Source organism: Enterobacter cloacae complex sp. P12RS (genome assembly GCF_014895875.1).
Taxonomy (GTDB): Bacteria; Pseudomonadota; Gammaproteobacteria; order Enterobacterales; family Enterobacteriaceae; genus Enterobacter; species Enterobacter bugandensis.
Genome location: NZ_JADBQO010000007.1, coordinates 71,931 through 84,183 on the forward strand (window position 1 = coordinate 71,931; position 12,253 = coordinate 84,183).

Below are 12,253 nucleotides of genomic sequence, written 5' to 3' on the forward strand. Positions count from 1 at the left end.
TGCTAAATAGCTTTAAAATCATCGTATTGAATATTTCTTGTTGCAACTCTCCACGCTTTATCCTTATTTCCTCCACATTTGGCGAAAAAATGTTTTTTACACTTTCATTGTTTTACCGTTGCTCTGATTAATTGACGATAAACCCCGTAAAGTTAATCTCGTCAACACGGCATAGCGCCGAAGAATAACTGAAAGAAAGGAAATAAATTATGCGTAAGTTTACTGCACTGTTTGTTGCTTCTACCCTGGCTCTGGGCGCTACCAGCATGGCGTTCGCCGCAGATACCGCAACCACCACCGCCGCGCCAGCTGAAGGCAAAATGATGATGCATCATAAAGGCAAGCCGGGTATGCACCACGAGATGATGATGTTCAAAGATTTGAACCTGACGGACGCGCAGAAGCAGCAGATCCGCGACATCATGAAAAGCCAGCGTGACCAGATGAAGCGTCCTCCGCTGGAAGAGCGCCGCGCAATGCATGACATCATTGCCAGCGACAGCTTCGATAAGGCGAAAGCCGAAGCGCAGATCGACAAAATGGCCGAGCAGCACAAAGCCCGCATGCTGGCCCACATGGAAACCCAGAACAAGATCTACAACATTCTGACCCCGGAACAGAAAAAACAGTTTAATGCCAATTTTGAGAAGCGTCTGACAGAACGTCCGGCGATGGAAGGTAAAATGCCAGCACCAACCGAATAATCGGTTCACTCTCTTAAGACCGCCGGGATCCTGTCCACAAAAGCGAAATCGCTGTGGACAGGACCGGCGGTTTTTCTATTCTGCCCTCTTGCCTGCCGCCGCCAGCGCGGTATTCTCCTGTAGTCGCGTCAGAGAATGTCTGTAGAGTCATGGCGTTAGCATTTTTATTAACGTTCCGCTAAGGCCTGCCCGCTCTGCTGCCGATACTGTGTCTGTGAATACCTAACGATAACAAACAAGACTGCAGGGGTAGCGATATCCTTGCCCTGGCACGGGTTGTGCCATTCAGGAGTGGTGATGGAGTTCTTTGATATTCGTAAGATGCCGGTCAGCCTCTGGCGCAATGGTGCCGGCGAAACGCGAGAAATTTGCTGTATCCCTCCCGCGACGCGCGATTTTTACTGGCGTGCCAGTATCGCGACCATCGCCAGCAACGGCGAATTCTCCTCGTTTCCCGGTGTCGACCGGGTCATTACCCTGCTGGAAGGCGGGGAGGTGACGCTGGATGCCGGTCAGGCGTTCTGCCATACCCTTAAACAGCATCAGCCTTACAGTTTTGCTGGCGATTTGCCGGTGAAGGCGCTGCTTTCCGATGGCAGGATGGCGATGGATTTCAACATCATGACCCGGCGCGATTGCTGTCAGGCGAAGGTGCGGGTTGCCGATCGTACTTTTACCACCTTTGGTTCGCGCGGGGGCGTGGTGTTTGTATTAAGCGGGGCGTGGCAATTGGGTGATAAATTGCTCACGGCCGATCAGGGCGCCAGCTGGCAGGAGGGGACCCATACTCTGCGTCTGCTGGAGTCTCAGGGCACCCTGCTGTTCAGTGAAATTAACTGGCTGCCGGGTCACTGAGCGCGATGATCTCGAACTTGCCCGCTAATACGGGCTTGCAGAGGATTTTGTAGCCGTCGTGGTCGAATCCCGCGGGGGTGCGCAGCAGGGTTGCCGCGTCGCTTAAATCATCGACCGCCCCCAGCCAGAGCCAGTTATTGACGATGTGATACTGCGTCATGGTTTCACCCACTTCTTTTAGCGCAACGGCGCCGTCCCACGGCCAGCAGTTGACGCTGATCCCGGCCAGTCCCGCGAGAAGCCGGGCGTGATGCGCCTCAACGCTCTCTTTTCCGCAGCAGGCGCCCGCGCAGCGCTTCAGAGCGGAGCGGAAACAGGCGCGGCCCCGCGTGGTGCCCTCTAGCCCTAAAAGGCTATAGCAAAGCTGCAGCTCGTCCGCGAGCGCCTGCAGAGACTGCAGGGCGGCACGCTTGTTTGCGAACAGCCCGAAGAGATTCGGGGCGTGGGAGAAATCGACCTCGCGGGCATAGACGACCTGCGGCTTGCCGTCGGCGATCTGCAGGGAGCAGAGCTGGCGGTTGCGGCGCAGGCGCTTATTGAAGAGCGGCTGCTGCTCTTTTATCAGCCGGGCTTCCAGCAACAGCGCGCCCATTTCTCCCGCCGTCTGGAACCAGGTAATGCGTCGCGACTGGCGCAGCATGGCGGCCTCGTCCGGGGTGCGCAGGTGGGATAACACCCGGCTGCGAATGTTAACGCTTTTGCCGATGTAGAGCGGCAGGGTCTCGCTTTCACCGTGAAAGATGTACACACCCGGCTGTTTGGGCAGCGCCTCAAGCCAGGGGCGAAGATGTTCGGGATATTCATAGATAGCCGCCGCTTCAAACTCAAGACGCGGGGCTGATTGACGCCTGCTCACATACTGCTCCATATACTGTTCAGGTATACAGTGTAGCAGGTGTGCTGTGGTTAAAAAAGAGCCGGGTGGCCTGATGCCCTCTCCCTAAAGGGGAGAGGGAGCAAAGATTAACGTTTTGCGTTTATTTCCAGAAATCGTCAAACACCGTAATTGGCGTGTGGCGCTTGTGCTCGGTTTTCAGGTACCAGCCCTCGATAATTTTCGCGGTACCTTCATCCAGCGTTTTGCCTTCCAGATAATCATCAATGTTGTCATAGGTGACGCCAAGGGCCGCTTCATCCGGCAGGGAAGGGCGATCGTCTTCCAGATCCGCTGTTGGCGCTTTCTTGTACAGGTGCTCAGGGCAGCCCAGCGCGGCGAGCAGCTGCTTGCCCTGACGCTTGTTGAGACGGAAAATCGGGTTGATGTCGGTGCCGCCATCGCCGTATTTGGTGAAGAAACCGGTGATCGCTTCTGCCGCATGGTCGGTGCCTACCACAACGCCTTTGGTCATCCCGGCGATGCTGTACTGCGCTTTCATGCGCTCGCGCGCTTTCTCGTTGCCGCGCACAAAATCACTTAATTCAATGCCCGCTTCGCGCAGCGCCTGCTCGCTTGCCAGCACCGAGGCTTTGATATTGACGGTAAGCACGCGGTCGGGCTGGATGAACGCGATGGCGTCCTGGCAGTCCTGTTCGTCCGCCTGAACCCCGTAAGGCAGACGCACGGCGATAAACTGCAGCGCTTCGTCGCCCGTCTCTTCACGAAGCTCTGAAATCGCCATCTGGCAGAGTTTACCCGTCAGGGTAGAGTCCTGCCCGCCGCTGATGCCCAGCACCAGGGATTTCAGGAAAGCGTTCTTTTTTAAGTACGACTTTAAAAAATCCACGCTGCGGCGGATCTCTTCCTGTGCATCTATCGCAGGCTTAGCGCCCAGCGCCTGAATAATCTCTTGTTGCAGAGCCATCATGCCCTCCGTATGCAGAACATAAACAGAATGTGTTAACTGTTAAAACTAACCCTTTGGGCGGAAAACGACAAGGATCACAGTTTCGAGTGCGTTAATTTGCGGCGATTTAGCAGCTTATCGTTGTTTTATTAGAATTTTCCGAAATTCGTCTGGCGTAAATCACAAAGTTGAACAATAGTACTTTTTATCCCATGCTTAGATAACACGCTGATAAACAAGAGGACGGAATATGAACAAGAACGTAGCAGGAATTCTTAGCGCAGCGGCGGTACTGACGATGCTGGCAGGGTGTACGGCTTACGATCGCACTAAGGATCAGTTTACCCAGCCCGTGGTTAAAGACGTTAAAAAAGGGATGACACGTTCGCAGGTAGCTGCGATCGCCGGCAAGCCTTCTTCTGAAGTGACCATGATTCACGCGCGCGGTACGTGTCAGACTTATATCCTGGGTCAACGTGATGGTAAGGCAGAAACCTACTTCGTCGCGCTGGATGATACCGGACATGTGATTAACTCCGGCTATCAGACCTGTGCTGAATACGACACCGATCCGCAGGCACCTAAGGCGCAGTAACCCTGCTTGCCTGAAGATGTTAACAAACCGGCCTCTGGGCCGGTTTTTTTTATTCATACGTTAATCTTATTTCTTTGCGCGAATTATTTGCCTGAAATGTGAAGGTAGTCAACAAGCCAGGTCAATGAGAGACAATTTAGGCCTATCCAGAATTATCTCCCCTCTGTACCATTGCGTATACTCACTTCAACGATAAACAACAGTACGCAAGCTACCTGTCTGCCGGGACAGCGAGTCGAGTGATAGCGCGACGGCAGGTAGTCATACAAGAGGGAAATTATGATGGAAAAGAAACATATCTACCTGTTCTGCTCAGCGGGCATGTCAACCTCGCTTCTGGTGTCAAAGATGCGCGCGCAGGCTGAAAAGTATGAAGTTCCTGTGGTGATTGAAGCGTTTCCGGAAACGCTGGCGGGCGAAAAAGGCCAGAAAGCCGATGTTGTGTTACTGGGGCCGCAAATTGCCTATATGTTGCCCGAAATTCAACGACTGCTACCGAATAAACCGGTCGAGGTGATCGACTCGGGGCTGTACGGCAAGATCGATGGTTTAGGTGTACTTAAAGCTGCTGTGGCAGCCATTAAAAAAGCTGCTAATTAATTTTTATTTTTCCCGTCAAAGAGTTATTTCACACACAATTACGCCGTAACATGCGTTACGGCATTTAAGGGTATTTTCCTATGAGTAAAGTCATCGCTTCACTTGAAAAGGTACTCCTTCCTTTTGCTGTTAAAATAGGAAAGCAGCCTCACGTTAATGCCATCAAAAATGGTTTTATTAAATTAATGCCGTTGACGCTGGCCGGGGCCATGTTCGTTTTAATTAACAACGTTTTTCTGAGCTTTGGTGAAGGTTCCTTCTTTTATTCATTAGGAATTCGGTTAGACGCTTCCACTATTGAAACCCTTAATGGTTTTAAAGCCATCGGCGGCAACGTATATAACGGTACGTTGGGTATTATGTCGCTGATGGCGCCTTTCTTTATTGGGATGGCGCTGGCTGAAGAGCGGAAAGTGGATCCGCTGGCCGCCGGATTATTATCCGTTGCCGCGTTTATGACCGTCACGCCTTACAGCGTGGGTGAAGCCTACGCCGTTGGCGCAAACTGGCTGGGCGGAGCCAACATCATCTCCGGTATTGTTATCGGCCTGGTGGTGGCAGAAATGTTCACCTTTATTATCCGTCGCAACTGGGTTATCCGCCTGCCGGATAGCGTGCCGGCCTCCGTTTCTCGTTCATTTTCCGCGTTGATCCCAGGCTTCATTATCCTCTCCATCATGGGGATTATCGCCTGGGCGTTCTCTCACTGGGGCACGAACTTCCACCAGATCATCATGGACTCTATCTCTACGCCGCTGGCGTCGATGGGTGGCGTGGTCGGTTGGGCGTATGTGATTTTCACCTCTCTGCTGTGGTTCTTCGGCGTGCATGGTTCACTGGCACTGGCCGCGCTGGACAGCGGAATTATGACCCCATGGGCACTGGAAAACGTTGCGCTTTACCAGCAGTACGGTTCCGTTGACGCGGCGCTGGCGGCAGGTAAAACCTTCCATGTGTGGGCGAAGCCGATGCTTGACTCCTATATCTTCCTGGGTGGTACCGGGGCGACCCTGGGTCTGATCATCGCGGTCTTTATTGTCTCTCGTCGCGCTGACTATCGTCAGGTGGCGAAACTGGCCCTGCCATCAGGCATCTTCCAGATTAACGAGCCGATTCTGTTCGGTCTGCCAATTATCATGAACCCGGTAATGTTTATCCCGTTCATCCTGGTGCAGCCGCTGCTGGCAGCGATCACCCTGACGGCTTACTACATGGGTATTATTCCACCGATCACCAACATTGCTCCGTGGACCATGCCGGCAGGTCTGGGTGCCTTCTTTAACACCAACGGTAGCGTCGCGGCCTTCCTGCTGGCGATATTCAACCTCGGGATTGCCACCCTGCTGTACATGCCGTTCGTGGCGATTGCGAACAAAGCTGCCACCATCATTGATGAAGAAGAGAGCGAAGAGGAAATTGCCCTCTCACTGAAATTCTAAGATTGACCGGCGCGGGGAAGCCCGCGCCAGCCACAAGGAGCTAAAACATGTTAGATTTGGATAGTATCGTCGCAGACGAAGCCGCAGAGAACGATCTCGAAGAAGTGGTGATGGGCCTCATCATCAACTCCGGGCAGGCGCGCAGCCTGGCGTATGCCGCACTGAAGCAGGCCAAGCAGGGCGATTTCGCCGCCGCGAAAACCATGATGGAGCAGTCCCGCACGGCACTGAACGAAGCGCACCTGGTGCAGACAAAGCTGATTGAAAGCGACCAGGGCGAAGGGAAGATGAAGGTCAGCCTGGTGCTGGTACACGCTCAGGATCACCTGATGACGTCCATGCTGGCGCGTGAGCTGGTGGCGGAGTTGATTGAGCTTCACGAGAAAATGCACTAGGTCGGATTGAGCAGCAGGAGGTCAGCACGATGGAAATCAAAACCGCATTTGAACAGCAACTGTTTAATGGCAAAAATTTTCACGTGGTTATCTACAACAAGACGGAGAGCGCCAGCGGTCTGCACCAGCATGACTACTATGAGTTCACGATTGTTCTGACCGGCCGCTACTACCAGGAGATCAACGGTAAGCGCGTCCTGCTGGAGCGAGGGGATTTTGTCTTCCTGCCGATGGGTTCCTATCACCAGAGCTTTTACGAATTTGGCGCGACCCGCATTCTGAACGTGGGCGTCAGCAGACGCTTCTTTGAGAAGCACTATCTGCCGCTGGTGCCGTTCTGCTTTGTGGCGTCCCAGGTATATCGTGTGAAAAACGAGTTCATGACCTGGATTGAAACGGTCATCGCCTCGCTTAACTTCCGCGACAATGAGTTTGATGAATTTATTGAAACGGTGACCTTCTACGTGATGAACCGGTTGCGGCATCACCGTGAAGAGCAGCAGGTGACGGATGACGTTCCACAGTGGCTGCGCAGCACCGTGGAACTGATGCACGATAAAGGCCAGTTCAGCGAAAATGCGCTGGAAAATATGGTATCCCTCTCGGGGAAATCCCAGGAATATCTGACCCGCGCGACGCAGCGTTATTATCGTAAAACGCCGGTGCAAATAATTAATGAAATCCGCATTAATTTTGCCAAAAAACAGCTGGAGATTACCAACTATTCTGTCACCGATATTGCCTATGAGTCAGGATATAGCAGTCCCAGCCTGTTTATTAAAACTTTTAAGAAGTTGACCTCATTCACACCGAACAGCTACCGGAAGAATTTAACGGTAATTAATTAACTTTCGGCGGATTACCCGCCATAAATATTGCTTTAATGGCTTGCCCAAATAGCGGGAAGAGTACGCTATACCCTGCAGGCGATTAACCTGATACGCTAAGGGAGATATTATGCAAAAGAAATTAAAAGTCGTAACCATTGGTGGCGGCAGCAGCTATACCCCGGAATTACTCGAAGGTTTTCTGAAACGTTATCATGAATTACCGGTCAGCGAATTATGGCTGGTGGACGTTGAGGAAGGTCAGGAGAAGCTGGATATTATTTTCGACCTGTGCAAGCGCATGGTTGAGAAAGCGGGCGTGCCTATGACCGTGCATAAATCCCTCGATCGTCGCCTGGCGCTGAAAGATGCGGATTTCGTTACCACTCAGCTGCGCGTCGGCCAGCTAAAAGCGCGCGAGCTGGACGAGCGTATTCCGCTGAGTCACGGCTACCTGGGGCAGGAGACCAACGGCGCGGGCGGCCTGTTCAAAGGCCTGCGTACCATTCCGGTGATTTTCGACATCGTCAAAGATGTGCAAGAGATCTGCCCGAACGCGTGGGTGATTAACTTCACTAACCCGGCCGGAATGGTAACCGAGGCGGTTTATCGTCATACCAATTTCAAACGCTTTATCGGCGTCTGTAATATCCCGATCGGCATGAAGATGTTTATCCGCGACGTGCTGGAGCTGACCGACAGTGACGATCTCTCAATCGATCTGTTCGGCCTGAACCACATGGTGTTCATTAAAGACGTCATCGTGAACGGAAAATCGCGCTTTGCCGAACTGCTCGACGGCGTGGCTTCCGGTCGCCTGACCGCGGCCTCCGTGAAGAACATCTTTGACCTGCCGTTCAGCGAAGGGCTGATTCGCTCGCTGAATCTGCTGCCGTGCTCGTACCTGCTTTACTACTTCAAGCAGAAAGAGATGCTGGCTATCGAAATGGGCGAGTACTATAAGGGCGGCGCGCGTGCGCAAATCGTTCAGAAAGTTGAGAAACAGCTGTTCGATTTATATAAAGATCCGAACCTGAACGTCAAACCGAAAGCGCTTGAGCAGCGCGGTGGGGCCTATTACTCCGATGCAGCGTGTGAAGTGATCAACGCCATCTACAACGACAAGCAGGCGGAGCACTATGTTAACGTGCCGCATCACGGCCATATCGACAATATCCCGGCGGACTGGGCCGTCGAGATGACCTGCATTCTGGGGCGCGAGGGGGCTAAACCGCATCCACGTATCACCCACTTCGACGACAAAGTTATGGGCCTGATCCACACCATCAAAGGCTTTGAAGTGGCGGCGAGCAACGCGGCGCTGAGCGGTGAACTCAATGACGTGCTTCTGGCGCTGAACCTCAGCCCGCTGGTGCATTCCGACCGCGATGCGGAGCAGCTGGCCAGCGAGATGATCCTGGCGCATGAAAAATGGTTGCCGAACTTTGCCGCCACGATTGAGAAGCTGAAGTTCAAACAACACTGAGAGGACGCACAATGGAAAACCTGCTGATCGTTAATGCTGATGACTTTGGCCTTTCGAAAGGCCAGAACTACGGCATTATTGAAGCCTGTCGCCGCGGGGTAGTGACCTCTACAACGGCACTGGTGAACGGTGAAGCGGTTGAACACGCGGCGCAGTTGAGCCGCGAGGTGCCAGAGCTGGGTGTCGGCATGCATTTTGTGCTGACGCTCGGGATGCCGCTTTCGCCCATGCCGGGCCTGACGCGTGACGGTCTGCTGGGCAAATGGATTTGGGATCTGGCGGAGCAGGACGCTCTGCCGCTCGAAGAGATTGCCCGTGAGCTGGACTGCCAGTACAACCGCTTTGTTGATCTTTTTGGCAAGGTGCCGACGCACATCGACAGCCACCATCATGTGCACATGATCCCGGCGATTTTCCCGATTGTTGCGGCATTTGCCCAACGCAAAGGCGTGGCGATGCGCGTGGATCGTGAGGCGCAGGGCGTGCAGGACTGTGCCGTGACAACAACTGAGGGGTTCAGCAGCGCCTTTTACGGTGACGAGATCGACGAAGCGCTGTTCCTCAAGGTGCTGGATGATTCCGCCGCGCGGGGGGAACGGTCGCTGGAGGTCATGGCGCATCCTGCCTTTGTCGATAACACCGTGCGTAAGAGCGCCTACTGCTGGCCGCGCCTGGCGGAGCTGGATGTCCTGACGTCGCCGTCGCTGAAATACGCCATTGCCGAGCGTGGGTATCGGTTGGGGACGTTTGGGGATCTGTAAGAAGTGCCGGGTGGCGAGGTAAAAGCAAAACGGTAACCTGGGTTACCGTTTTTATTGTTTTCTCCCTCTCCCGTAGGAGAGGGGCGAGGCCGCACAACCGGGAATGGTTTTTACGCCGGAATCTGATCAATCTTACTGCTGCGCGACCAGACGCGGTGCGCGGCGAGCAAATCAAACAGCTTCGTCATAAAGGCATCGTCAACGCTATCGCCCTCGACAATGCCGTCCTCACCCTGATCGGCCACCTTCAGCTGTGCTTTAAACTGTCGTGCGTCGCCGGACAGCGCAATGGGCTTCAGGTGCTTATAGGCTTCCAGCAGATAATAGACGGCGTCGCCGTTGGTCAGCAGGCTGGCAATATCCCCGCACGGCACGATCACCGCATCGACGGTCAGCGATGGCGCACCGGCAAATGTCGCCGCGACCGGCAGCACGGAGCCGTCATCAGCCGTCACTTCACCCATGCGGGAATAGAGCAGTTTGGCGTGTACGCCCTGGGTTTTTAGCGCCTGCATAATCCCCAGCACGTCGCTGGCGCGGGTTTTGTCGTTCAGCAGGATGGCGACCACGCGGCCTTTAATTGAACCCCCCGGCACCGCATACAGGCTCAGCGATGGATCTTTCTTCACGCCGTTAACCTCTTTCGGTGGCGCAAGGTTGCGCTGTTCGTCCGTTAGTGTGATACCAAGGTTATCCGCCACGCTCTGGGCAAGCTGAATATCAATGTGCGCCAGCTGATCGACCACGCGCTCGCGGATGTAGGTGCGCACCACTTTGCTCAGTTCGAAGCTAAAGCCGCCGATGATGTGCTGTTGCTCAATCGGCGTCTGGCTGTTCCAGAACAGGCGAGGGTGGGCGTAATACTCACCGAACGAGGGGCTGCGCTCGCGAATTTTGTTGCCGTCGATACGCTCCTGGTACGATTCGAATCCGCCGCGTTTCGGCCCCGGCGGGGTTTCTCGCGGCCAGTTGTCGTTGATGGAGTTCGGCTCATAGTTTGCCGGGTTGGTATCAATATCCTGACGGTGCATCCCGTCGCGCTGGAAGTTATGGTACGGGCAGGTTGGGCGGTTAATCGGGATCTCGTGGAAGTTCGGCCCGCCAAGACGGCTAATCTGCGTATCGGTATACGAGAACAGACGTCCCTGTAAGAGTGGATCGTTGGTGAAATCCAGTCCGGGGACGATGTGGCCCGGGTGGAATGCGGCCTGCTCGTTTTCGGCAAAGAAATTATCCGGGTTGCGGTTAAGCACCATTTTCCCCACCAGCTGAACGGGCACCAGCTCCTCAGGGATGAGTTTTGTCGGGTCAAGCAGGTCGAAATCGAACTTAAACTCGTCTTCTTCCGGGATCAGCTGTAAGCCCAGTTCATATTCCGGGAAGTCACCCGCTTCAATGGATTCCCACAGTTCGCGGCGATGGAAGTCCGGATCGCGTCCGGTGAGCTTCTGCGCCTCGTCCCATACCAGCGAGGCTTTGCCCGCTACCGGCTTCCAGTGGAAGCGCACAAACGTGGCTTTTCCTTCCGCGTTGATCATGCGGAAGGTATGAATACCGAACCCTTCCATCGTGCGATAGCTGCGCGGGATCCCACGGTCGGACATCGCCCACATCACGTTGTGTAAGGTTTCAGGCTGCAGGGAGACATAGTCCCAGAAGGTATCGTGCGCACTTTGTCCCTGGGGTATGGCCCAGTGGGGCTCCGGTTTTACCGCATGGACAAAGTCAGGAAATTTATGCGCATCCTGAATGAAAAACACCGGGGTGTTATTGCCCACCAGATCGAAAATACCCTCTTCGGTATAAAACTTGGTGGCAAAGCCGCGGATATCACGCACCGTATCTGCCGAACCTGCGCCACCCTGCACGGTGGAGAAACGCACAAAGACCGGCGTGATTTTATCCGGGTCGGAGAGGAAATCCGCTTTGGTGATCGCTTTCAGGCTTTTATAGGGCTGGAAGAAGCCGTGCGCCGCAGAACCGCGCGCGTGAACGATGCGTTCCGGAATTCGCTCGTGGTCAAAATGGGTAATTTTTTCCCGCAGGATGAAATCTTCCAGCAGGGTCGGTCCGCGCGTGCCTGCGCGAAGGGAGTTTTGATCGTCAGCAATGCGCACGCCCTGATTGGTGGTGAGTGCAAAACCTTCGCCGCCTTTACGGTGTGACTCAAGTGATTTCAGCTTCTCGTTTCCGGTGTCCGGCGATTTCATGCTTCCCGGCGCGGTTGGTTGTTCGCCAGGGGCTGATGGGCCCGGCGAGGGGCGGTGAGAGCCGTCAGCAGGGGCGAGAGAGTCCATACCCGGTTGAGATTCTTCAGTGCCATGAATCGGTGATTGATGTGATTTATCTTTGTTCGACATTGCACGCTTCTCCTTTATCCATTGCTAAAAACCCTATTAAGGATAGAACAATGTCGTGAGATAGCTCGCTAACTAAGCGTTTTTCACATGACGTTATTAACGAAGGAGCCATCTCACCCACTCGGAGCGCGACGTAAGGCAGCAGGATCGGCTATCATAGAATTTTCCTGCTTCAAGAATTTGCTTTAGTGAATCCGTCGCTTATGAAACCTCTTCGTCAACAAAACCGCCAGGTTATTAGCTATGTGCCCCGCGTTGAGCCCGCGCCGCCTGACCATGCCCTGAAAGTGGATGGTTTTCGTGATGTCTGGCTGCTTCGCGGTAAATATGTGGCTTTTGTCCTGATGGGGGAACATTTCCGCCGGTCGCCGGCGTTTTCCGTGCCGGAGTCAGCCCAGCGATGGGCGACGCAAATCCGCCAGGATGAAGAGGTTGAAGAATAACAGC

At 54.1% G+C, this 12,253-nt stretch carries 13 protein-coding genes; 10 read left to right on the forward strand and 3 right to left on the reverse strand.

Annotated features, from left to right (window positions below):
• Positions 1-209: 209 nt before the first annotated feature.
• Both spy and ves read left to right on the forward strand, forming a co-directional pair.
• Positions 210-704: an ATP-independent periplasmic protein-refolding chaperone Spy gene (spy, locus tag IM284_RS03265; RefSeq protein ID WP_028012795.1), complete on the forward strand. Its 495-nt coding sequence runs from the start codon at positions 210-212 to the stop codon at positions 702-704.
• Between the two features lie 297 nt (positions 705-1,001).
• Entirely contained in the window at positions 1,002-1,559 is a 558-nt protein-coding gene (gene ves / locus IM284_RS03270) for an environmental stress-induced protein Ves (RefSeq protein WP_041910459.1), read from the forward strand.
• Here the strand turns inward: ves and cho are convergent.
• The gene (gene cho / locus IM284_RS03275; protein ID WP_032644984.1) at positions 1,537-2,415 is read right to left on the reverse strand and encodes an excinuclease Cho; all 879 of its coding nucleotides are present in this window, start codon (positions 2,413-2,415) and stop codon (positions 1,537-1,539) included. The two genes, ves and cho, sit on opposite strands and share 23 nt — an antisense overlap.
• 121 nt (positions 2,416-2,536) lie before the next feature.
• A complete protein-coding gene (nadE, locus tag IM284_RS03280; protein ID WP_028012798.1) occupies positions 2,537-3,361 on the reverse strand; it encodes an ammonia-dependent NAD(+) synthetase in 825 nt (274 codons plus the stop codon).
• A 232-nt stretch (positions 3,362-3,593) separates the two neighbouring features.
• On the opposite strand from nadE, the gene osmE reads away from it, so the two are divergent.
• The 7 genes from osmE to chbG all read left to right on the forward strand — a co-directional run bounded on the left by osmE (position 3,594) and on the right by chbG (position 9,446).
• Positions 3,594-3,938: an osmotically-inducible lipoprotein OsmE gene (gene osmE / locus IM284_RS03285; protein ID WP_003857836.1), complete on the forward strand. Its 345-nt coding sequence runs from the start codon at positions 3,594-3,596 to the stop codon at positions 3,936-3,938.
• Positions 3,939-4,220: 282 nt separating this feature from the next.
• Positions 4,221-4,538 (forward strand): PTS N,N'-diacetylchitobiose transporter subunit IIB, encoded by a 318-nt coding sequence (chbB, locus tag IM284_RS03290; RefSeq protein ID WP_014883474.1) that lies wholly within the window; start codon positions 4,221-4,223, stop codon positions 4,536-4,538.
• Positions 4,539-4,618: 80 nt separating this feature from the next.
• Positions 4,619-5,977 (forward strand): PTS N,N'-diacetylchitobiose transporter subunit IIC, encoded by a 1,359-nt coding sequence (gene chbC / locus IM284_RS03295; protein ID WP_047368348.1) that lies wholly within the window; start codon positions 4,619-4,621, stop codon positions 5,975-5,977.
• Positions 5,978-6,024: 47 nt separating this feature from the next.
• A complete protein-coding gene (gene chbA / locus IM284_RS03300; RefSeq protein WP_028012800.1) occupies positions 6,025-6,372 on the forward strand; it encodes a PTS N,N'-diacetylchitobiose transporter subunit IIA in 348 nt (115 codons plus the stop codon).
• 5 nt (positions 6,373-6,377) lie between these two features.
• A complete protein-coding gene (gene chbR / locus IM284_RS03305; protein WP_028012801.1) occupies positions 6,378-7,220 on the forward strand; it encodes a transcriptional regulator ChbR in 843 nt (280 codons plus the stop codon).
• A 109-nt stretch (positions 7,221-7,329) separates the two neighbouring features.
• Entirely contained in the window at positions 7,330-8,685 is a 1,356-nt protein-coding gene (locus IM284_RS03310; protein ID WP_028012802.1) for a 6-phospho-beta-glucosidase, read from the forward strand.
• Between the two features lie 11 nt (positions 8,686-8,696).
• On the forward strand, positions 8,697-9,446 hold the full coding sequence (chbG, locus tag IM284_RS03315) for a chitin disaccharide deacetylase (protein WP_047368349.1): 750 nt from the start codon (positions 8,697-8,699) through the stop codon (positions 9,444-9,446).
• Between the two features lie 110 nt (positions 9,447-9,556).
• On the opposite strand, the gene katE is transcribed toward chbG, so the two are convergent.
• Positions 9,557-11,806: a catalase HPII gene (katE, locus tag IM284_RS03320; protein ID WP_047368350.1), complete on the reverse strand. Its 2,250-nt coding sequence runs from the start codon at positions 11,804-11,806 to the stop codon at positions 9,557-9,559.
• Between the two features lie 167 nt (positions 11,807-11,973).
• Here katE and cedA point away from each other — a divergent pair, with 167 nt between their 5' ends.
• Positions 11,974-12,249 carry a cell division activator CedA gene (cedA, locus tag IM284_RS03325; RefSeq protein WP_223239595.1) on the forward strand — a complete coding sequence of 92 codons (276 nt, stop codon included), beginning with the start codon at positions 11,974-11,976 and terminating at the stop codon, positions 12,247-12,249.
• Positions 12,250-12,253: the final 4 nt, after the last annotated feature.